This is a genomic window from Anaerofilum hominis, assembly GCF_014287275.1.
GTDB lineage: Bacteria > Bacillota > Clostridia > Oscillospirales > Ruminococcaceae > Pygmaiobacter > Pygmaiobacter hominis.
This window is the reverse complement of the sequence record NZ_JACONZ010000002.1, coordinates 419,197-440,861: the sequence shown is the minus strand read 5'-3', so window position 1 is coordinate 440,861 and position 21,665 is coordinate 419,197. Positions and strand designations below refer to the sequence as shown.

Annotated in this window: 22 protein-coding genes; 6 read left to right on the top strand and 16 right to left on the bottom strand. The window is 59.1% G+C overall.

Annotation, left to right across the window (positions count from 1 at the left end):
* The first annotated feature begins 171 nt into the window (after window positions 1–171).
* The 3 genes from H8S23_RS07085 (at window position 172) to H8S23_RS07075 (ending at window position 2,391) form a co-directional block, all read left to right on the top strand.
* Window positions 172–564, top strand: coding sequence for a transposase (locus tag H8S23_RS07085; RefSeq protein ID WP_186887631.1), 393 nt, complete (start codon window positions 172–174; stop codon window positions 562–564).
* Window positions 565–761: 197 nt separating this feature from the next.
* On the top strand, window positions 762–1,502 hold the full coding sequence (locus tag H8S23_RS07080) for a glucosamine-6-phosphate deaminase (protein ID WP_186887630.1): 741 nt from the start codon (window positions 762–764) through the stop codon (window positions 1,500–1,502).
* Between the two features lie 466 nt (window positions 1,503–1,968).
* Window positions 1,969–2,391, top strand: coding sequence for an Lrp/AsnC family transcriptional regulator (locus H8S23_RS07075; RefSeq protein ID WP_207721126.1), 423 nt, complete (start codon window positions 1,969–1,971; stop codon window positions 2,389–2,391).
* Window positions 2,392–2,453: 62 nt separating this feature from the next.
* Here H8S23_RS07075 and H8S23_RS07070 read toward each other — a convergent pair whose 3' ends face one another.
* The 9 genes from H8S23_RS07070 to ulaG all read right to left on the bottom strand — a co-directional run bounded on the left by H8S23_RS07070 (window position 2,454) and on the right by ulaG (window position 11,600).
* Window positions 2,454–3,260: an alpha/beta hydrolase gene (locus H8S23_RS07070; protein WP_186887628.1), complete on the bottom strand. Its 807-nt coding sequence runs from the start codon at window positions 3,258–3,260 to the stop codon at window positions 2,454–2,456.
* 20 nt (window positions 3,261–3,280) lie between these two features.
* Window positions 3,281–4,138: an MBL fold metallo-hydrolase gene (locus tag H8S23_RS07065; protein WP_186887627.1), complete on the bottom strand. Its 858-nt coding sequence runs from the start codon at window positions 4,136–4,138 to the stop codon at window positions 3,281–3,283.
* A 15-nt stretch (window positions 4,139–4,153) separates the two neighbouring features.
* The gene (locus H8S23_RS07060; protein ID WP_186887626.1) at window positions 4,154–5,104 is read right to left on the bottom strand and encodes an ABC transporter permease; all 951 of its coding nucleotides are present in this window, start codon (window positions 5,102–5,104) and stop codon (window positions 4,154–4,156) included.
* A 16-nt stretch (window positions 5,105–5,120) separates the two neighbouring features.
* Window positions 5,121–6,605: an ATP-binding cassette domain-containing protein gene (locus tag H8S23_RS07055; RefSeq protein WP_186887625.1), complete on the bottom strand. Its 1,485-nt coding sequence runs from the start codon at window positions 6,603–6,605 to the stop codon at window positions 5,121–5,123.
* A gap of 80 nt (window positions 6,606–6,685) precedes the next feature.
* Window positions 6,686–7,768, bottom strand: a complete 1,083-nt coding sequence (locus H8S23_RS07050; protein ID WP_186887624.1) for a sugar ABC transporter substrate-binding protein — start codon at window positions 7,766–7,768, stop codon at window positions 6,686–6,688.
* A gap of 139 nt (window positions 7,769–7,907) precedes the next feature.
* Window positions 7,908–8,756 carry an L-ribulose-5-phosphate 3-epimerase gene (locus tag H8S23_RS07045; protein WP_186887623.1) on the bottom strand — a complete coding sequence of 283 codons (849 nt, stop codon included), beginning with the start codon at window positions 8,754–8,756 and terminating at the stop codon, window positions 7,908–7,910.
* A 14-nt stretch (window positions 8,757–8,770) separates the two neighbouring features.
* A complete protein-coding gene (locus H8S23_RS07040) occupies window positions 8,771–9,475 on the bottom strand; it encodes an L-ribulose-5-phosphate 4-epimerase (RefSeq protein ID WP_186887622.1) in 705 nt (234 codons plus the stop codon).
* Between the two features lie 2 nt (window positions 9,476–9,477).
* Entirely contained in the window at window positions 9,478–10,515 is a 1,038-nt protein-coding gene (locus H8S23_RS07035; protein WP_186887621.1) for a hypothetical protein, read from the bottom strand.
* A 20-nt stretch (window positions 10,516–10,535) separates the two neighbouring features.
* Window positions 10,536–11,600, bottom strand: coding sequence for an L-ascorbate 6-phosphate lactonase (ulaG, locus tag H8S23_RS07030; RefSeq protein WP_186887620.1), 1,065 nt, complete (start codon window positions 11,598–11,600; stop codon window positions 10,536–10,538).
* A 292-nt stretch (window positions 11,601–11,892) separates the two neighbouring features.
* Between ulaG and H8S23_RS07025 the strand changes: the two genes are divergently transcribed.
* Window positions 11,893–13,416, top strand: coding sequence for an FGGY-family carbohydrate kinase (locus H8S23_RS07025; RefSeq protein WP_186887619.1), 1,524 nt, complete (start codon window positions 11,893–11,895; stop codon window positions 13,414–13,416).
* A 17-nt stretch (window positions 13,417–13,433) separates the two neighbouring features.
* A complete protein-coding gene (locus H8S23_RS07020; RefSeq protein WP_186887618.1) occupies window positions 13,434–14,231 on the top strand; it encodes a DeoR/GlpR family DNA-binding transcription regulator in 798 nt (265 codons plus the stop codon).
* Between the two features lie 450 nt (window positions 14,232–14,681).
* On the opposite strand, the gene H8S23_RS07015 is transcribed toward H8S23_RS07020, so the two are convergent.
* Entirely contained in the window at window positions 14,682–15,197 is a 516-nt protein-coding gene (locus H8S23_RS07015) for a nitroreductase family protein (RefSeq protein ID WP_186887617.1), read from the bottom strand.
* Between the two features lie 132 nt (window positions 15,198–15,329).
* Between H8S23_RS07015 and H8S23_RS07010 the strand changes: the two genes are divergently transcribed.
* Window positions 15,330–15,683, top strand: coding sequence for a winged helix-turn-helix transcriptional regulator (locus tag H8S23_RS07010; RefSeq protein WP_186887616.1), 354 nt, complete (start codon window positions 15,330–15,332; stop codon window positions 15,681–15,683).
* A 176-nt stretch (window positions 15,684–15,859) separates the two neighbouring features.
* Here H8S23_RS07010 and H8S23_RS07005 read toward each other — a convergent pair whose 3' ends face one another.
* The 6 genes from H8S23_RS07005 to H8S23_RS06980 all read right to left on the bottom strand — a co-directional run bounded on the left by H8S23_RS07005 (window position 15,860) and on the right by H8S23_RS06980 (window position 21,659).
* Window positions 15,860–16,579: a hypothetical protein gene (locus H8S23_RS07005; RefSeq protein ID WP_186887615.1), complete on the bottom strand. Its 720-nt coding sequence runs from the start codon at window positions 16,577–16,579 to the stop codon at window positions 15,860–15,862.
* A gap of 29 nt (window positions 16,580–16,608) precedes the next feature.
* Window positions 16,609–17,331: a DUF5058 family protein gene (locus H8S23_RS07000; RefSeq protein ID WP_186887614.1), complete on the bottom strand. Its 723-nt coding sequence runs from the start codon at window positions 17,329–17,331 to the stop codon at window positions 16,609–16,611.
* 47 nt (window positions 17,332–17,378) lie between these two features.
* Window positions 17,379–18,806: an amidohydrolase gene (locus tag H8S23_RS06995; RefSeq protein WP_186887613.1), complete on the bottom strand. Its 1,428-nt coding sequence runs from the start codon at window positions 18,804–18,806 to the stop codon at window positions 17,379–17,381.
* A 212-nt stretch (window positions 18,807–19,018) separates the two neighbouring features.
* Window positions 19,019–19,795, bottom strand: coding sequence for a hypothetical protein (locus H8S23_RS06990; RefSeq protein ID WP_186887612.1), 777 nt, complete (start codon window positions 19,793–19,795; stop codon window positions 19,019–19,021).
* An 18-nt stretch (window positions 19,796–19,813) separates the two neighbouring features.
* Window positions 19,814–20,536 carry a DUF5058 family protein gene (locus H8S23_RS06985; RefSeq protein ID WP_186887611.1) on the bottom strand — a complete coding sequence of 241 codons (723 nt, stop codon included), beginning with the start codon at window positions 20,534–20,536 and terminating at the stop codon, window positions 19,814–19,816.
* 661 nt (window positions 20,537–21,197) lie between these two features.
* A complete protein-coding gene (locus H8S23_RS06980; protein WP_186887610.1) occupies window positions 21,198–21,659 on the bottom strand; it encodes an ATPase in 462 nt (153 codons plus the stop codon).
* Window positions 21,660–21,665: the final 6 nt, after the last annotated feature.

Genomic DNA, 21,665 nt, shown 5'->3' with positions numbered 1-21,665 from the left:
GTGCACGCCGAAAATGCGCTTGAAATGCTGCGGCGCCGTCTTTTTGCCGGATCATCCCCTGGAGAAGCTGCCGCAGCAGCTGTCCAGGGCCCCGGCCGGCCCTTTTGCTGCTGTCTGGCACGGCGGCGAAGAGAACATCCGTTAAAATAAGCAGCGGAAGGTGTGGGCAAAATGTATCAGCATTCCCTGGACCAGCTTTCAGTCTACGACGTCGTGTCCCCGCTGGGGGATGCGGTGCGGCCCGACAACCGCTGGGTGCGCCTTGCCGCCCGCATCGACTGGCGCGCGCTGGAAGAGCAGTACGCCGCCCATTTCCGGCGGGGTGGCAAGCAGGCTATCCCGGTGCGCTGCGCTTTCGGCAGCCTGGTCATCAAGCGCGCGCTGGGTGTCTCCGACCGCCAAACCGTGGAGCTGATCCGCGAAAGCCCGTATCTGCAGTACTTTATCGGGCTGCCCGTGTTTTCCGAAACGCCCCCTTTCTCCACGCGCAGCATGGCCGCTTTCCGCAGCCGCATCCCGGAGCGGGAGGTCGCCCGCGCCGCACGGCTGCTGAACAGAAGATAACCGCCCGGACGCCCCTGCGCCCCTTTCTTCTCCAAAAAAGGACAAGCTGGGGGCGGTTTTTTCTTTTTTTGTTCCTCTGCCCGTCCAGGCGACAAAAATGTTCTCTTTTCCCCCTGTGAACTTTTCTCAAAATACGGTACAATATTTTAAAGTGAATATGGCCCTCTCCGCGGGGCTTAAAGGAGTGTAGGAGCAGCATGAATGTAATCGTCACCGAAAGTTATGAGGCCTCCGCCGCGTGGGTGGCTGACCAGATCTGCGCGCTGATCGCCGCGAAACCCGACGCAAAGCTCGGCCTTGCCACCGGGGGGACCCCTGTGCCGGTCTACCGCGCCCTGATCGAGGCCTGCAAAGAGGGGCGGGCAGATTTTTCCGCCGTGCGCACCGTCAATCTGGACGAATACTGGGGACTTCAGCCCGACAACGACCAGAGCTACCGCTATTTCATGGATACCAACCTCTTTGACCACATCAACATCAAAAAAGAAAATACATATGTGGCCAGCGGCCTGGGCGACCCGCAGGCGAACTGCCGGGCGCTGGACGCCGCAGTGCTGGAGGGCGGCGCGCCTGACCTGCAGCTGCTGGGCATCGGCGCAAACGGGCACATCGCGTTCAACGAGGCCAATCCCGACCGCCTTATCGCCCCCTCTCACCTGGAAGATCTGACCCCCAGCACCATCCAGGCCAACAGCCGCTTTTTCGACCGCCCCGAAGATGTGCCCACCAAGGCCATCACGATGGGGATGGCGGGGATCATGGCCGCAAAGTCCGTGGTGCTGCTGGCCACGGGCGCTTCCAAGGTGGAGGCGATCCGCGGGCTGGTGATGGAGGACGCGGTCACCACCAGCAACCCCAGCACTTTGCTCAAGCTCCACCCCAACGCCACCGTCGTCATCGACAGGGCGCTTGCCGACGCCGTGGGCTATCAGGGCTGAAACCGGCCCGGCAGCGCTGTGATAAGCCGGAGGCGGCGGCAGGGGTCGCCGTCCTCCGGCTTTTTGTCTGCGGCAAAACGGGTCCCTCCGCCGTCTTTTTTGGGCGCTGGGCGGGCCGATCAGCGCCTGCAGCCGAAAGTCCGGGCCCCCTGTGTGATCCGCAGCCCTGTTTTGAAAAAGAAAGACAGCCGCCCGGGAATGGCGGCTGTCTTTCTTTTTTATAGAGGGGTGGGAAAGTATCAATAGATTGTGTGATCTATCTGCTACGCTTTAATCATATCCAAAAACAGCTAAAAGTCAAGTCTTTTTTCTGTTTGGCTTTTCTTTTCGTGCTTTACATTTTGTTTTTTATTTAATATAATTAATAAGAAATCGTTTTTGTTTTTGTTTTAAAAATATTTTCTTTTTTATCCGCTCGCCGACTTTATTTTGCAAAAATTTTTGAGGGAGGAATGTCGCCGTGGACATGCTGGACAAGCAGATTTTGGCCCTGTTGGAGCAAAACGCCCGCATGAGCGTCAAAGAGATCGCCGCGCAGGTGGCGCTGACCCCGCCGGCCGTGTCCCAGCGCATCCGCCGTCTGGAGCAGGAGGGCATTATCCAGGGGTATACCACCGTCATCGACCTGGCCAGGGCGGGGCGCAGCATCCGCGCCCTGATCAGCCTCTCGGTGCCGCCCGCCGCGCGGGAGGATTTTCTTCACATGGTGGCCCAGCAGCCTTCCGTGCTCCAGTGCCATCATGTTACCGGGGACTACAGCTATATCCTCAGCGTCGCCACCCGGGACATGGACTCGCTGGAACGCCTGATCAACCGCTTCCAAAAAATCGGGCAGACCAGCACCCAGATCATCCTGTCCAGCACCGAAGCCAGCGTGAAGCTGCTGTAAAACAGCGCATAAAAAACGAGCGGACCATTTTACTGTGATCCGCTCGTTTTCCGTTTTTGTTTTCAAGCATCCACCAGGGTACCTGCCAGAGGAAGCCACTGAAGGACTTTTCGGATCTGTGGATCCCAATAATCCCAGTTATGAATGCCGGGCCCCTCGTCGTAGGTCAGATCAACGCCCAGCTTTTCCAGTTCTCTGCGCACCTTTTGGTTCTGGCCATAAAGAAAATCTTCTGTTCCGCAGCACTGGTAAAAACGCGGTAATTGGGCTCCCTGCTTTTTCAGTTCGCTGATGCGCCACAGGTTGTCATTCTTTGTTCCGGCAATGGTTCCTTCCCCAAACACATCTTCCATGCGGATAGAATTCGGCGCTCCCTCGATTCCTTTTTGATATACAGAGGTCATATCGATCGCCCCAGACAGACTGGCGACGCAGGAAAACCGCTCCGGGGCCTCAAGACCCACGCGAAACGCGCCGTATCCTCCCATCGACATACCCGCGATAAAAGTATCTTCTCTGCGGGTACTTACAGGAAACATGGCGTTGATAAAGGCAGGCAGTTCTTTTGTCATATAAGTCAAAAATCTGCCTCCGTGTGCCATATCCACATAACAGCTGTTCGTGACCGAAGCGCTTACCACCATTAACTTGTATTCCTGCGCATACCGCTCAATGCCCGTGTTGCGCGTCCAGACCGTGCAGTCTCCATGCGCCCCGTGCAGCAGATAAAGTATCTGGTAACGCTTATCAGGGCGGTAATACGGGGTATCGTCCGGCTGGAACGGTTCGTCGGGGGTAGGCACCACTACCCGTACATCGGTGTTGGTCAAAAGGGACGTAGAAAACAATTTGATATCAAATAGCGCCATATTAAACTCCTTTTTACGGTTTACAAAGGATCAGAAAAGTTTTTCTTACCCAGAAATTCCTCGAGATGCTCTGCGTCAAAAACAAAACCGCAGTATTCCGGATCGTCAAAATCCCGTCCCACGGTATATTCCAGCGGATGGATACCCGGCAGACGCAGGGAAAAACAGATCGGCGGTTTGCCCTTTGCGGGGTCAAATGCTTTCACTATCGTTTTCACCTTACCCAGCCAGCTGCGCGGAATCAGGTAAGGTACATGGGCCGCCACAATTTTTTCAAAATCCAGCTTTTCAGTGTCCAGCAAGGTCTGATAAAATTCGGGCAGTGTAGTGCTGTGGATGGAGTCCAGCAACAGCACCCGGCGGGTGATGTTATCCCCTGTGAAAAGGAACCTCGTCTTGCTGTCCAAAAAAGACATACTGCCGCGGGTGTGTCCCGCACAGCAATGCGCCGTGACTGTCCGGTCTCCCAGATCAAATACCGCGCCTTCTTCCAAAGGCAGCTTTTCCCAGGGGCCATCTCGCAAAAGTTCACAAAAGTCAGCGCTGCCCTCGCTGCTGCGCCGCATTTCCAGCGAGGTGTGCCAATTTGCCAGTTCCCAATCCTCTCGGTTCAGCCATACTTTGCCAAACTGGCAGTTCCCGCTGGCGTGGTCGATGTGCCCGTGTGTATTGACCACCGTTACAGGCCGGTCGGTAAGAGATTCTATATAGGTGCGGTAATCTCCAATGCCGTACCCTGTGTCGATCAAAAGCGCCCGTTTACTGCCCACGATCAAGGAACTGTAGACCCGCCCCGGCCCCGGCGTCTTACCCGGCATCAGCGTATGATATACCCCGTCTCCCAGTTTCAGACTGGAAAACAGCCCGTTTTCCCTCATTGCTCGTCCTTTCTCTTAATCGCCCGCCGCGCGGCGCTTTTGTATGGCGTCCATCGCGATGGCAAACAACAGCAAAAAGCCTTTGATGACCTGCTGCATATTCGAATTGACCCCCATCAGGATCAGTCCATTCGCCAGGATGCCAATGATCAGTACGCCGATAAAAGTATTGATCATATTTCCATTACCGCCGCCAAACGTAATACCGCCAAGACAAATCGCGGTCATGCAGTCAAACTGGTAATTGCCTCCGCTGGTTGCCGTAGCGCTGTTGGTACGCGCCAGCATGACGACGGTGCCGATGCTTGTGAACAGCCCGCAGAGGCCATAGACCATAATGCGCATCTTAACGATGTTGATGCCCGCCAGGCGGGCGGCTTCCTGGTTCCCCCCAAGGGCATAGACATTGCGACCAAAATAAGTTTTTGAGAGCACGAACCAGCCTATCAGGCAGACGAACGCCAAAACAATGACCGAGACCGGAATCGGCCCGATCCACCCCTGGCCAAACCAGAGGAAACTTTCCGGCATATCATAGATAGGGTATCCGTTTGTCACCACCAGAGCTACTCCGTTTAAGATCAGCATCGTACACAAAGTAATGACAAAGGGTGTTACACGAAGCACCGCCGCGATGGCCCCATTGATGCAGCCCAGGACGATGCCGGCCACGATCCCCAACAGGATCGCCACCGGCACAGGGATATGCCAGTAAACCATCATAGCCGCCATCAGCAGACCGTTACAGGCTACCTGCCCGCCTACGGACAGATCCGTACCGCCGGAGATCATGACAAATGTGACGCCAGTCGCCACGATCCCATAGATGGCCACCTGCTGAAGTACGTTCATCAGGTTCGCCGGCTTCAAAAAGGCCTTTTGTGTGAGTGCAAAGAATAGAAAAACTGCTGCGAGAATAATATAAGAGCCAAATTTTCTATAAAATTTCCAAAATTTATCGCCCATGATATTTCACTCCATTCTAATTGGTACCGGACGCAAGATCCAGGATATGCGCCTGGCTGAACTCTTCTTTGGGCACAATGCCGGCCTGCCTGCCCTCGCAGATCACCACGATCCGGTCGGACATACCAAGCAGTTCCGGCATATCAGAGGAGACCATCAGGATGGAGTGCCCCTCTTCTACCAGCTGGTTCATCAATTGGTAAATCTCCTGTTTCGCCCCCACATCCACGCCTCTGGTGGGTTCGTCAAAAATAATGACGCGCGTGTTCGCCGCCATCGTTTTCGCCAGCACCACCTTTTGCTGGTTGCCGCCGGACAGATTGCCCGCCAGCTGATCCGGGGACGGGGTGCGGATACGCAGACGTTCAATGTAATAATCTGCAATTTCCTGCTCTTTTTTCCGATTTACGATCCCGAACCGGCTGATGCGTTTAATTGCGGAGATCACGGTGTTCCAGCGTATGCTCATGCGCAGAAAAACGCCGGTACGCTTGCGATCTTCGGGGATCATGCCGATCCCTCGGGCCAGAGCGTCGGCCGTGTCTTTGATGCGGACAGGCTTCCCTTCCAGGTAAAGTTGGCCGCTCTCAAGCTTATTTGCCCCGTAGATGACATTCATCAGTTCGGTGCGGCCGGCACCCACCAGGCCGCCGAATCCCAATATCTCGCCTTTGTGCAGAGTGAAATTGATATCTTCGACCCCATTACCGGTGAACTTCTCGACTCTAAGGACCTCTTCCCCCAGGTCCACTTTGCGGCTGGGATAGCTTTCAGTGAGTTCCCGGCCCACCATCAGATCCACCAATTCCTTGCGGTTTGTCTCGCCTATATTCAACGTTTTTACGTACTGGCCGTCCCGCATGACAGATACCCGGTCACCGATCTCAAACAACTCTTCAATGCGATGTGAGATATAAATAATCGTGACGCCCTGCTCTTTGAGCTGTTTTACGATGCGGAACAGCAGCCCGACCTCGTTGACAGTCAGCGGTGCCGTGGGCTCATCCATGATCAGGATGCGCACGTTGCGGCTCACCGCTTTGGCGATCTCGACGATCTGCATATACGCGGGCGTATAGCTTCCCACTTCCCTGTCAGGGTCCACATCCACTCCAAGGTCCTCAAATATCTTTTTTGCTTTTTGAGAGCGCTCCTTGGTATTCACGATCAAGCCGCTGGTGCGCTCATTCAGATAAACATTCTCTGCACAGGACATCTGCGGCACCAGATTAAATTCCTGATAGATGACCTGGACCCCTTTTTCTTTTGCCTGTTGGGGCGTCAGGGAGGTAAATTTTTCTCCACTGATCTCTATGATCCCCTCATCCGGGTGGATGGCGCCTGCGATGCATTTGATCAGGGTGGACTTGCCTGCGCCGTTTTCACCCAGCAGCGCATGGACCTCTCCTTCTCTGAACTCCATCGACAGATGATCGATGGCCTTGACACCCGGATAATACTTGGAGAGTCCCTCGATCTTCAGTATCGTCTTGTCTGTCACAATGAGCCTCCTATTTTTACAGAGGGAAAGCGGATATATCCGCTTTCCCTCTGTCTCGCGTCTTCAGTATTGTCTGCCGCTCACTCCTGAGCGTTCAGCTCCGCATAGTAATCGTCATAGTAGGTGGACAAATTCTCCCGGGTGATGGGGAAGTTGAGCGCGGCCCAGTCGTGAGGGTAGCTTTTTCCCTCCAACAGGCCCAGAGTATGCTCAGCCAGGTTGCGGCCCTGATCTCCCATCCAGATCTCGCCCTCATAAATGCTGTCTTCTTTATTCAGTTCGCTGAGGACCTGTTCGGAAAGAGCCGAACCAAACACCGCGAACTCGTCTTTAACGGCTTTGCCTGCCGCTTTTGCCGCTTCCAGGCCGATGAGAGAAAACGCATTGTGCATCGCTACGATGCAATGTACGTCGGGATACTGCATCAGCAGGGTATCCAGATCAGCACGCACCTGATCGGGGCTGACGAGCACGACCTCGCCCACGCATTCACCGTTCGGCAGCAGTTCTGCCATACCGTCTACCACGCCTTTGGATTTGTCTGCCGTCGCCTCGGTGGTATTGTTGGAGACACAGATATACTGACCGTCTTCATAGCCATGTTCTTTCATCCAATCAGCCGCCATAACAGCCGTCTGGTAGCCCACGTCAAAGTTGTCCTGCATGAGCCAGTGATGATAATACTGGATTTTTGCAGAGGCGGATACCACCAAAATCCCCTGCTCCATTGCCTTTTTCAGAGCCAGGTCGCAGGTCTGATCCTGAGCCATGATGATGATCGCGTCGATACCGCCGGCGATCCAGCTCTCGATCGCAGTCACGCCGCGGGTGGCATCCTTGTTAACGCCGTCGGAGACAAACTCATAACCCGCCTCCTCAAAGATCGCTTTCGCGTCCTTGATGATGCCGTTATAAAACTCGCTGGTCGTATCGGGAACGATCAGCCCGACTTTTTTGGTCACCTCGTTGACCGGTGTCCAGGTGACAATCTCGTCAGCAGCCATATCGAAAAATTTTTCGGCGGAATAAGTCTCTCCCCCGCTGGATACTGTTACCGACGCGCTGCCCGAAGCAGCCGTGCCCGAGCTGGGATCCGAGCCGCCGCAGGCGGCCATCGAGAGCGCCATCGCGCCCGCCAGGATCAGTGCTAATAGCTTTTTCATTTTCTTTCCTCCTGTTTCTGTGATGGGGTCCGTTCATTTCTGCATGCTGTATAGTCACGGCGCTTTCTGCGCCGTTGGCCACAGATCTTCCGTCTCTATCCTATCGCGTCCAAGGGGACAAGGTAAAATCCAATTTCTGTCAGCCGGCCCGGGCCGCTTCCAGCTTTTCTCTCAAAAAGCGGTCCGCCTGCGCCAGATCCTGCCTCCAGGCGTCCCCGCCGGTATACCAGAATTCTCCCACAAAGGCCCGCACCCCCAGCTCAAGCGCCGTGCGGGCGGCGGAGACAAAGTCTACATGCCCCGTCCCAAAGGGGACCTCCCGGAACACCCCCGGCACGGTCTCCTTGAGATGGACGGCCGCCAGATGCCCGCGGCCGAGCCGCAGGTCCTGTTCCACGCCGCCGCCCCCGGCCTTTGCGGCGTTGGTGAGGTTGCCCACGTCCGGGTAGACCTGCAGCCAGGGGCTGTTCACCCGCCGCACCTGGGCCATGGCCTTTTCCACCGTGTTCATGAAAGGGGTCTCCATGGTCTCAAAGGCAAGGGTCACGCCGTATTCGGCCGCCAGCAGCGCCGCGCGGTCCAGGTTTTCTTCAAACCAGCGCCGGGTGTCCGCGGTGCCGGGTTCGTAATAAACGTCGTACCCGGCCAGCTGGATGACCCGCACCGAGAGCCGGGAGGCCAGCACCAGCGCCTTTTCCATGATCTGCAGGCTGCGCTGCCGCACCGCCTTTTCCGGGTGGCCCAGGGGATATCTGCGATGCCCGGACAGGCAGATGGAGTGGATGGGCACCCCTGCCGCGTAGACGGCGTCCGCCAGGGCTTTGGCTTCTCCGGCCGTCCAGTCCAGCCGCGCCAGCTTCTCGTCCGTCTCATCCACCGACAGCTCCAGATAATCAAAGCCCGCCCGGGCGGTCTCTTCCAGCTTTTGCGGCAGGGAAAGGCTGCCCGGCATGCTTTTTTCATAGAGCCCCAGCCGGTAATGCGCCATCTCGCCGCCCCCCGTCATCTGTTCTGCCCGTAATAAGCGTCCGGGCCGTGCTTGCGCAGGAAATGCTTGTCCTGGACGCGCCGGGGGGCGGGGGCTGCGCTGGGGTCGACCTCACGGGTGAGGATGGCCATTTTGGCCACCTCCTCCAGCACCACGGCGTGATATACCGCCTGGGCCGCGTCCGTGCCCCAGGTGAAAGGCCCGTGGCTGCTGCAGATCACACCCGGCACCTGCGCCGGGTCCAGCCCGCGTGCGCGGAACGTCTCCGCGATCACGGCCCCGGTGTTCTTTTCATAGTCCTCGTCGATCTCCGCCTGGGTGAGCTGCCGGGCGCAGGGCACCGGGCCGTAGAAATAATCCGCGTGGGTGGTGCCGTAACAGGGGATATCCCTGCCGGCCTGGGCCCAGGCGACGGCGGCCGGGCTGTGGGTATGTACCACCCCGCCGAGCGCGGGAAAGGCGCGGTACAGCTCCAGGTGGGTCCTGGTATCGGAGGAGGGGTTGAGGCTTCCCTCCACCACCCGTCCGCTCTCCAGGTCCACCGCCACCATGTCCTCGGGCCTCAGGTCCTCGTAGTCCACCCCGGACGGCTTGATGACCATCAGCCCCCGGCTGCGGTCAACGCCCGAGACGTTCCCCCAGGTGAAGGTCACCAGCCCGTATTTCGGCAGCAGCAGGTTTGCTTCCCACACCTGCTTTTTCAATGTTTCATATGCCATGCTCAATCCTCCGCAAAATAGACCGCAGCCTGCGCGGCCTCGCGGTCGGCGGCAAAAATGCAGTCGCCGGAAGGCCCATTGTAAATGACGGCGTTGCTGGGGCCCACCCCCTCGTCCACGATATGGGTCTCAAAGCGCCGGCGCTCCGCGTCCCAGGTCACGGCAAAGAGCTGCTGCTTCCCCCGCCGGCAGCCACCCAGAAACACCGGTCTGCCGCAGAGGGTCCCCGCCCGCACCACGTGGTAAAACTCGCTGACCTCCGGGTGCTGAAAGACCTGCTCCCACACACCGTTCAGCTGCTTGTAGATGCGGAAATAGCTGCCGTGAAACGGCTCTATCGCTGCGATCTCCAGCTCGCCGTCCCCGTCGATGTCGATGACATCGGCATCGCTGGTGGGCTGGTCCATCAGCTGTTCCAGCTTCCAGTCCCGCTCCCCCGCTGGGGGCGGCACGGCCAGGAACACGCCCTGCCCGCAGGTGATGAGGCCCGCGTCATATCCGTCCCGCCGCAGTCTGGCATAACCGTGGTTCTGGTAAAGATCGTCCCGCAGCACCGAGAGTTCGAAGGGCTGTTCAGGGCTCTGCGGCAGGGGCGCCGTGTAGACGCTGCCCGGGCAGCTCCAGTCGTCCCGGGTCTGCTTGTGGGCGGCCAGCGTGCAGCCGATGAACCAGGTCCGGCCGTCCCGCTGCAGCAGATCGAAGCGATGCAGGTAAGGCAGTGTGAACAGCTCTTTCACCTGGTAGCCGCCCAGGCCGTCCGGCCGCGCCCACACCAGGCAGGCCTCTTCCCAGTCGTAGAGCCGGAAAAATTTCTGTACCGCCAGGAACTCGCCCGGCCGGCCGGGGATGGGCACGATGCTCATGGTGCCGCCCGGCTGCTCCCACACGGCTTTGCGCCGGGTGAGGGTATCACAGTCCCAGGCAAAGCAGCCGCCGCGGTTTTCCGCCGCAAAAAAAGCGTGCGGCGCGCCGTCAGCCTCCATCACGGCGACGGCATAGCAGTGATCCTGCTCTTCCAGGATCCGCTTGGTAAATTTCATGCTCTGTCCGCCCTCCCCGCTTACAGGATGGAACGGAACGGGGTGTTCGGTTCCTCTTCAAAGCAGTCGCTGAAGCCCCGGTCGTGATGATAACGGCGCTTGTCCGCATCCTGCGGGTAGACGTATTTGCCGCCCACCTCCCAGATAAACGGGTGGAAGCGGTACTCCAGCCGCCGCCTGCGCAGCTCGTAAAGGAGTTCGATCTCGCCCGGGTCCGCCGCAAAGTTGCTCCACACATCATAGTGCAGGGGGATCACCACCTTGCAGCGCAGCGCCTCCGCCATGCGCAGGACGTCCACCGAGGTCATCTTGTCGGCGACGCCCACCGGGTTTTCGCCGTAAGAGCCGAAAGCCACGTCGATGTCATAGTCCTTGCCGTGTTTGGCAAAATAAATGGAATAGTGGCTGTCGCCGCTGTGATAGATGTTGCCGCCGCTGGTCTTGATCAAATAGTTGACCGCCTTGTCGTCCATATCGTTGGGGCAGGTGTTGTGGATGTCCTGCTCGCCGTCGGTGGTCACAAGACAGGTGCGGTCAAACGAGTCCAGCGCCACCAGTTCCACGTCCTTGACCCGGACCGTGTCGCCGGGCCTCACAACGACGCACCGCTCTCTGGGCACCCCCCAGCCGACCCAGGTCTCCACCGCTTTCAGCGGCCCGATGAAGGGGATGTCCCCCGGCAGGTCCCGCAGCACGTGAGCGGCCAGATTGGGGTCCATGTGGTCCTGATGATAATGGGTGGCGACCACCGCGTCCAGCTGCTTCACCGCAAAGGGGTCCAGCACATGGGGGATGGCCCGCAGGTTCGGCTGCAGTTTGCGGCCGCCGCACATGTTGGCCATCTGGTGCCCTTTTGCCATCAGCTTTCCCGCTTTGGTGCGCTTGCCGTTGCCGGCCCAAAAATCCACGCTCAGGTTGCAGCCGCCCGCGCTTTTGATCCACATGCCGGTGCAGCCGAGCCACCACATGGCCACGTTTCCCGGCGGGACGGCCTCCTCTTCAATTTCCTCGTTCAGCCAGGTGCCCCACTCGGGGAAAGCACTCATGATCCAGGACTCCCGGGTGATCTCGTCGACTTTGCTCATCTGCTTCTCTCCTCCGCCAGCCGTCCCTGCATTCTCTGATCCTGCAGAAGATCGTAAACGCATTTTTACGTTCTTTTTGTGTTCATTTTTTGTTGGCATCCTCATTATATTTTCTTTTTGCTCTAAATTCAATCTATAAAATGAACTATTTTTGTCGTATTTTATTGTTTATTCTCACAAAAGCATAATATAAGTTCTTTTTAAGATTGTTTTTTCCATTCCATCGTGCTATCCTGACTTCTGTAAGATCATCTATTTCAACTATTCCATCCAGAAAGGGGAGGATGAGACCATGCCTGTCATTCTTGTGATCGACACCGGCTCTTCCAGCATGCGGGGCATCCTGTTCGACCAGAACGGAGAGATCCTGCTCAAGGAACGGCGCAAATATTTTATGTCGGTGGAAGCGGACGGCACAGCGGAGCAGGACCCCGCCGTGTTTGCCCGCTGCCTGGAAGAGATCTGCGCCGCGTGCGCGGGCTGGGCCGGGGCGCAGGGACGCTCTATCGCCGCCCTCTCCTTTACTTCCCAGCGCTCTTCGATCCTGCCCCTTTCGCGGGCGGGCCGGCCGCTGTGCAATGTGATCACCTGGTATGACAAGCGCTCTGCCGCGATCTGCGAGCAGATGATCCGCCGCTGCGGGGAAGAGCTTTACACCCTGGCGGGCATGAGACCCACGCCGGTGCTCTCCGCCCCCAAGATGGCCTGGCTGCGGCAGGCCCGGCCCGACGTGTACGCGCAGGCGGATAAGATCGTGGGCATCCACGATTATCTGCTGCTGCTCTGCACCGGCCGCGCCGTCACCGACGCCACCCTGGCCAGCCGCACCTGCCTGATGGATGTGCGGCGGCTGCGCTGGTCGGACCGCCTGCTGGACCTGTTCGGGCTGGATGGGGACAAGCTCTGCGAGCTGCTGCCGCCGGGGTCGGTGGCGGGCTCGGTGACCCGCAGCTTTGCCGAAAAGACCGGCCTTGCCCCCGGCACGCCGGTGGTCACGGCGGGCGGGGACCAGCAGTGCTCGGTGCTGGGCCAGGGCCTGCTGCAGGCTGGCATGGCGGGCGTCACGGTGGGCACCGGGGCCTATCTCGCCGCCGTCAGCGACCGGCCGGTCTTTGATCCGCTGCGGCGGGTCAACCTCAATGCCGCGGCAAGCCCCGGCCAATGGGTGCTGGAGGCCAGCACCCTCTCCTCCGGCTCCGTTTACGACTGGTTCAACCGCCTGTTTTACGCCCGGCCGGGACAGACTGCCTCTCTGGAGCAGATCGACCGGGAGGTCCGCGAGAGCCCGGCGGGCGCGCGCGGGGTGCTCATGCTGCCGGACCTGGCCGGCAAGGGCTGCCCCGACTGGGACGACTGGGCCCGCGGCGTCTTTTACAATCTGAGCTTTGCCGCCACCCGCGGCGACTGCGCCCGCGCCCTGCTGGAGGGGATCGCCGCGGAGATCGCGGAATGCCATCAGGTTCTGCGGGAGCTTTTGCCCGGCACCGGCCCCATCCGTTCCACGGGCGGGCTGGCGAAATTTGACATATTCGATCAGATACTGTCGGATATGATTGAATTTCCGGTCGAAAGATGTACAATAGAAGAGACGACTGCAATCGGGGCATTCCTTTCCGCCGGGCGGGCGCTGGGGTGGACCTCCTCGCTGGAGGAGGCCTGCGGACGGCTGCCCGGCGGCAGGGCGGCGCGGCGCTTTGAACCGCAGGCGGCGGAGGTATCCCTCTACCGGCGGCTCAACACGGCGCGCAGGCAACTTGCACAGTCTCTGCCCAACCGGGAGCTGTCCCGGCTTCTGGCAGGGCTGCGGTCACAATAGTTGCGAGGAGAAGAAGCATGAAAAATAACAGAGGTGCGATCCAGAAACGGCAGATGCAGCTGCTGCATCATCTCAAGGAAAAGGGCTTTGCGGATGTGACCCAGCTCTCAGAGCTGCTGCGGGTCTCCCCCATCACAGTGCGGCGGGACCTGGACGAGCTGGCCGGGCGCGGGCTGGTGACCCGCTATTTTGGTGGGGCAAGGCTGGCCGAAAGCGCGCAGGAGGACGACGAACCCGCCTATCTGGAGACCACGACCCAGCATCTGTCCCAAAAGCGCGCCATTGCCCGGCGGGCGGCAGAACTGCTGGAAAACGGCGACACCGTCTTTATCAACTCCAGTTCCACCGCGCTGCTGATCTATCCCTATATCCAGGACAAATCCGTTCTGGTGGTCACCAACAACGGCCGCAGCCTGCTGGCGCAGCGCGCCGCCGGCGTGGAGCTTGTGCTCACGGGCGGCGAGGTGTACGGCGACAAACAGTCCTTGGTGGGGCAGTTTGCGCTGGACGCGCTGTCCCGCATCACAGCGACCAAATGCATCTTGGGCGTCAGCGGCATCAGCGTGCAGGGCGGCATCACCAGCCGGGTGATCCAGGAGACTGCGATCAACCAGATGATGCTGCGGCGCTGCAGCGGCCCCAAGATCGTGGTGGCGGACTACACCAAGATCGGTCTGGAACACAACTTTTTCAGCGGACGGCTGGGGGATATCACCCATCTGATCACCGACACCGGCGCCGACCCGCAGAAGCTGGACAGCATCCGGCACGCGGGCATCGCCGTCGATGCGGTGGCGCCGCTGGAGGACGGCTGAAAGGCGGCACACAGCAAAAATACCGTGCGGCGGGGAGATTTCTGTGGAAACCGCGCGCCCGCGGCCTCGCCCGCAAAAAAGCGCCCTGCATCCAGGACGCTGCAGCGGTAAATTTTTGCAAAAAAGGCAGCCGGGGGCCACGACTCCCGGCAGGCGGATCCGGCCGCTGCAAAAAAGCTGCACAAAACCGCCCTTGGGCAGGCTACAAAAGCCTGGTTCCAAGGGCGGTTTTGTGCAGCTTTTCAAAATCGAGGTCTCAGGGCGCTTTTATCCCCCTCTGTGCGGGAACGTCTGCGCCCGCCGCCGTCCCGGAGGCAGGCCGCCCCCATGACCCGGGCACCGCCAGCGGCAGAGACAGTCTGCCGGAATATCGCACCTTCGGCCCTTCTCCTCCGTTGAAACGGTCAAAAAATGTTCTGCGGCCTGCTTCCCCAAAACGCCGTTTCTCTCTCAGACGGTCTCGTAATACACGTATTCCTCCAATTTTCTGCGGTCCGTATGCATTTTAGACGGAGCGCTCTCAGCCGCGGGATATCCCAGCGCAAGCAGATTGACCGGCTCCCAGCTGGCCGGAAGCCGAAACTCCGCCCGGATGACCTCCGGGTCAAAGCGGCAGATCCAGACGGACCCCAAACCCAGATCGGTGGCTTTCAGCATCATGTGATCGGTCAGGATGCTGGCATCGATGTCCAGGTGATTTTTGTGGTCAAACTCTCTCACCCACGCCGCGTCTCTGTCGGCACAAACGATCAGAACAAGCGGGGCGCGGTAAACGCGGGCGGCCTTTGCCACCTTGTCCAGCCCCTGTTCTTCCTGAACAACAATGACCCGTACCGGCTGACGGTTGGCCGCAGTGGGGGCCATTTGGGAGATGCGGAGAAGTTCATCCAGCTTTTCCCTTTCCACCTTTTTCGGAGAGTACTGTCTCACGGAATAGCGCTCTTTTATCGCCTGATCCAATTCCATTTTTTTGCCTCCTGTTTCATGATATGCTGTCTCTGGTCTTATTATAAAACATCATTTCTATCTTGCAAGAACCCACTTTTTAGGTATATACTATCTAATTGGAAAGTATAAGATAAAGGAGCCAAAGCAAAGATGCCCGAACAAACGGAAAAGGGATACGACCTGTGCGCGGTGGCCGGGACCATCCGCCTGATCAGCGGAAAATACAAGGCGGTCATTCTGTATCACCTGATGGATGAAAGCCTGCGTTACAGCGAGATCCACAGATATGTGCCCTATGCGACCGACAAAATGCTGGCGCAACAGCTTCGAGAGATGGAAAAAGACGGCCTGATCGTCCGCACAGTCTATCCTGTCGTGCCGCCAAAGACAGAATACGCCTTAACGGAATTCGGCAGGACGCTCCGTCCCCTGCTTCTGGAAATGGCCAAATGGGGAGAGACCTATTTTTTGAAGGAAAAAGCAGCGGGTCCGGGGGCGGAATAACGCTGCCGCGCCCCGGGTGCAAATTTTATCCGCCGGCCCAGCCGGTGGTTTTTCGCTGCAAAAAGAAACAGCGCTTCCGAACTCATTCGGAAGCGCTGTTTTTATACTCTGCAAAATGTAACCGGGCGGCACAGAGCGGACAGACGGTCCGCGCCGTGTCTGTTATCCTCTGTCAGTTACTCAGACTTGCCCGGAGCCGCGTCTTTCGGGACCATCTTGATGATGTTTTTCTTGTACAGGACCCAGGCGATGAGCACGTTCAGCGCCATGCAGGCCAGCACGGCAAACCCTTCTTTGCCGGACAGCGGGTAGACCAGATTGATGACAAAGACCAGCACCAGGGGCAGGATCATGACCAGATTTTTGCCCTTGGCAATGTATTCGCCGCAGCTCTCGTTCATAAAGCTGAGCACCATGCCGCCGAACAGGGAGGGCAGCAGATAGCTGGTAGCGGTGGCCACCATCGGGCTGGTCAGGATCGGGCGCAGGGGCACCATCAGAAGAACGCCCACGATGATGATAAGGGTGGTGGTGATGGAAGAAGCCGCAACGCTGATGGCTGCGATGGTGTCACCCTCATCGGTGCCCTGGGTGGTGCCGGTCAGGGTGTGCGAGTTGATGACGCAGGGCAGCTTCAGGTTCATGACGTTGCCGGTCAGGAACGTGATATAGGCCGAAGACCCCAGCACCGGGGTATAGCTGATGACCTCAGCCAGAGCGGTGGGGATAAACATCAGCAGCAGGCCGCCGCCGATGGTCATGACCTGAGTGATCGAAGAGGGCCAAACATCGTATACCGCGCTGATGACTGCCGGGATACCCAGCATGAATGCAATACCGATGATCAGACCGATACGGCCGATCAGGTGGATGCCTCTCTCGTACTTTTTATCCATGTTCGTTTCATCCTTTCTCTAGTGAGGTCTCAACCGAGGAGATTGGTCCAGAGCAGCGAAGAAGCCATACCGACAAGCAGTGTGACAGCCATGATAAAGTTGTTCCACCACTTCCAGCCGGTCAGCTTGATCAAAAACAGCTGCAGGACCGTGACGACGACAGAGGTAATCACAACCGCGATATAGACCGGGCCCTTGACCAGCTGCAGGGGCAGGAAAGCCTCGATGATGGCCATGGACAGTACGCCGGTCATCAGCGCGCCCCACGCGCCGTGTTTGCTGCGCAGGCCGGAAACGCCTTTCATGATGCGCGGTCCAAAGAGCAGGATGGCGATGACGCCGGCCATGATACCGATGCTCATTACGAACATGACGGTGCCCACCAGGGAAGCGCCCTCAGCAGAGGCGCCCAGCGCGGCCATATCTGCAAAGCCGGCGCCCGTGGCGGTCATCTCTGCCGAGATCAGCTCATAGGTGACCGCGCCCACGACCGACAGGCGGAACCAGGCCCAGGGCACACCGATCACGGTGGAAAGGCTGATCAGGCCCACCACGATCGAGATGGAGGGGACGATGGAGTAAATAGAAGACGAAGTGATCGCCGTCCTGAGCTGTTCTTTGCTCAGGCCGATCGCCAGGCCGTGGCGATAAGAGCGCACCAGAGTGATGCCGCAGAAAACCAGGATGTACAGGACGCCGAGGCCTACCAGTACAAACAAGATCGGGCTGGACATGATTTCCAGAAAGGTCATGATTTGATTTCCTCCTTCATTACCGGACAATTTTTTTCAAACCCGTGTCACAGGCTTGGTTTGACGTCGTCGGGTACCGGGCAGAGATAGCCGTCCGGCACGTTGAGCTTGTGCTCCTGTTTGGCGCGGTCGATCACCGCGGGGTCCTCGAACAGACGGGCCGCAGTGAGGGCCAGCGCCTTGCCTGCGGTCAGCAGGCCCTTGTGGCCGATGGCGCTGCCCACCTGGGCCGTCATCTGCCAGGTATGGGCGCCGGTGCCGATCGCCGCGCAGGCCGAGCCCAGCTGGGCGGTGGGCACCGCATAGCTCACGTCGCCCACGTCGGTGCTGCCGGGCATCGCCATCTGGGGCATATGCGCATAGGGCAGCACCACGTCGCAAAGCCCGCTCTCGGCGATCTCCATCGCCCTGGGCGCGCCCAGCAGCTGCGCGATGGCCAGCGGCGGGGCGCTGCGCTCCCGCTCACTCAGGGTGGCGCGGAACTCTTTTGCAAGCGCAAAATCCGCCTCGTCGAACTCGGGCGCCCCGACCTGGCTGAAGCACTCGGCCGCCAGCTCGCTGAGCGCGCGGTTGGGTATGTAGTCGCACAGGCCCTGCTTGATCTCGTAGGTCATCTCGGTGCCGGTCATCAGCGCCGCGCCGCGCGCCACGTCAAGCACCCGGTCGCACAGCTCCAGCACCTGTTTGATCTTCGGCGCGCGGATCATGTAATAGGTCGTTGCGGTCCCCTGCACCACATTGGGGGCGTCGCCGCCCACATCCAGATAAGCGTAATGGATGCGCGCCTCGGGGATCACATGCTCCCGCAGGTAATTCACGCCCACATTCATCAGTTCGCAGGCGTCCAGCGCGCTGCGGCCCATCTGGGGCGCGGCCGCCGCGTGGGCGGTCTTGCCCTTGAAATGGAAATGGATGTGGCGGTTGGCCAGCGTGGAGATGCCCCACACGCTGTTGCTGTCGCCGGGATGCCAGGTCAGCGCCGCATCCAGGTCGGCAAAGACGCCGTCCCGGGTCATGAACATCTTGCCGCAGCCATGTTCCTCCCCCGGGCAGCCATAATAGCGGATGGTGCCCGCCTTGCCGGTCTCCTGGAGGTAATCCTTTACCGCCACCGCAGCGGCCAGCGAGCCGCTGCCCAGGGCGCAATGCCCGCAGCCGTGCCCGTTGCCGCCCTCTTCCACCGGCTCTTTGACCGGGCAGCCCGCTTTCTGGCTCAGCCCCGGCAGGGCGTCAAACTCGCCCAGGATGCCGATCACCGGCTTGCCGCTGCCCCAGCTGCCCACAAAGGCGGTGGGGATGCCCGCCAGCCCTTCTTCCACCTGAAAGCCCTCTGCTTTCAGCGCCCCGATGAGGGCCGCCGCACTTTTTGTCTCTTTGAAGTCCAGTTCCGGCGTAGACCAGATGCTGTCGTTCAGCTGGACAAAGCGGTCGGCCTTTGCATCTACGAGACTACAGATTTTGTCCCGCAATTCCACTTTCCGCGCCTCCTTTTGTATCGCTCAGCCCTCCGAATGTACTCCCGTGAAGAACTGTGCGCTTCGCTTCATATAATAGCGTAGCAAATTTTAACAAAAAATTCAAGAATTAACCGCAAGTTGGAAAAACTTTATTCTCTATGCATAACGCGGCGGGGACAAAAAAAGAAGCCCCGGCGCATCCGGGGCTTCTCTCAAAAGGCAGGCAGAGCTTACAGTTCGGTGGCGGTCTCTTCCTCGGCCGGATCGACGCGGTCGGGGTTGGGCTCCACCTTGATGATGTTTTTCTTCCACAAAAAGCGCGCCCAGAGCAGGGTCACGGGCAGCATGACCAGGATCGCGATGCCCTCCATGCCGCTGGAGATAATGCCCATCAGGCCCAGGACCAGAACGATCAGGGCCGGCAGCGCGGGGATGAGCAGCTTTTTGCGGATGACCGTCTCGCCTCCGCCGTTGCCCAGCAGGCCCAGGAACATACCGCCGAACAGGGCGGGCAGCATATAGTTGGTGGCCACCTGCACGCTCTCGTTCTGCAGGATGCCGCTGTTGTTGAGGGGCACCGCCAGCACAACGCCCACAGCGATGACGCAGATGGTCAGGATGCTGCTGGCCGCGACCGCGACGGTGGAGATGGCGTCGCCCTTTTCCGTGCTCTGGTCCACCTTTGCCAGCTTCATGGCGTTGATGGCGCAGGGCAGTTTCAGGTTCATGACGTTGCCGGTCAAAAAGGTGACGTAGCAGGCCGAACCGACGATGGGGGTGTAGCTGAGCACCTCGGAGATGCCCAGCGGGATGAAGAGCGCCAGCACCCCGGCGCCGCCCTTGAGCACGCTGGCGATGGGCGGGAAGCAGTCGAACACTGCGCAGGTGATGACAGGCATGCAGAGCATGTACAGGATGATGACGATGATGCCCACGCGGCCGAAATTGTGGACCCAGTTGATGTATTTTTCGCCCGGGGTCAGGGCGGCGTTATCTTTTTTACTCAACTTTTTTCCCTCCCTTTCTCAGTGCAGCAGCGCGTTCCAGCCGACGGCGGAGACCATGGAGACGATCAGAGTGATGGCCAATACAAAATCGTTGAGCCATGCCCATTTCGTCACCTTGATCAGCAGCCCCAGCAGGACCGTGACCACCGCGCTGGTCGCCAGCACAGCCACCTGCACCGGGTCGCCGGTGACCATCAGCGGCAGGAACACCGCCACCATGGTCAGCATAAAGCAGCTGCTGAACACCACGCCCCAGGTGCTGGTGCTCTTGCGCGCTTTCATCATGCCGGTCGTCAGCTTTTTGCCGAAAGGCACCAGCACAAACAGCAGGCCGCCGATGATGCCGATGGTCATGACGAACATCACCGCGCCGAACACCTTGGGGTCGTTGGCCTGCGCCATGGCGGCCAGGCTCTCGTAGCCCATGCCCTTGGTGGCCATATCCGCAGCCATCAGCTCATAGCCCACTGCGCCCAGCACCGACAGGCGCCACCAGGGCCAGGGCACCCCCAGCGCCGCAGAGAGGGTCAGAAAGCCGATCACAATCGAAATAGAGGGCACCACCGAAAAGGTCAGGCTGGACTTGATGACCCCATTGACCGTTTTCCTGTCAAAGCCCAGCGCCAGGCAGCGGCCGTAGGCTTTTTTCAGAAAAACAGCCGCATAGGCCGCCACCATCAGGATGCCCACGATGACCAGGCCGTAGAGCAGCGGGCTGCTCGCAATCTCTTTAAATCCCATAACGATTCCTCCTTATAATTTCCCGTCGCGGACGGGGCATGACTGAACCGGGCGCGGGGCGGGCCGCCGGCCGCCCGCCTCTTTTCCCCCGCGCCGCCGCCGTACCGGCGGGGCGGCGTTTTCTTCTTTCCGGCGCGCAGCTCCCCGGCGGCCGCAGCACGCCGTGCGGCACAAAAAGGGAGCGTCCAAAGCGCGGGGACCAATCGGGCGGCGGCACGGGCGTTTTTTGTTTTTCTTATCCGTGCATCTGTTCTCACACGAAAGACTACCGCAACCAATTTGTAACATAGAATATCAAATATTAACAAAAAATTCAATAATTATTTTCAAAAAATATTTTTATTTTTTCTCGTTTATTGACCTTTCCCAAATTTTTCTGCGATTTTCCCGTCAAATCGCCATTTTGGTAAAAACCTTTGGGGGAAATGTCAATATCATTTCCGTCCGGAATCTGCTACAAGCAAACGCCCCGGGAACCTGATCTCCCGGGGCGTTTGTCTGCGGCAGACGCAAAAAAAGCCAGCCTCCGCAAGGCGGAAGCTGGTCTGCAGCGGCCTGTTTCGGCCGCCTGGAAAACAAAAAAATAAATCGTCAGGCCCTTCGTTTGGCGGTGCGGGCAGGACGCGGGCAGACGCCAAAAAACAGAAGCCGTTCGCTGCGCTCAGCCGCCGTTTTTCGCTTTCTGCCGCAAAGCGCCGCGCACGTTTTTGACCTCCCCGGCGCTGCGCGCCAGGATCTCCTCGGTCTGGCGCAGCATGTTTTCGCAGTAATCGGTGATGGTGGTGCGCATCTCCCGCGACTGCTGCTGCGCAGCGGACAGCAGCTCGGCCGCTTTCTGCTGGGCCTGGCGCACGATCTCCTGCTGGTCCAGCAGGGCGCGGGCCCGGTCCTCCGCTTTTTTGATGATGCCCTCCGCCTCGCGCCTTGCCCCCGCCACGATCTCGGCCCGGTCGTTTACGATCGCTTTGGCCTGCTTGATCTCAGCCGGCATATTGAGCCGCACATCGTCGATGATGTCCCGCACCTTGTCCACGTCCACCATCCGCTTGCCGCCCGTAAAGGGCAGGTTCGTCGATTCTTCCAGCGTTTCGTCCAACAGGTCCAGCAACTCGTCCACATTCATCTCGGT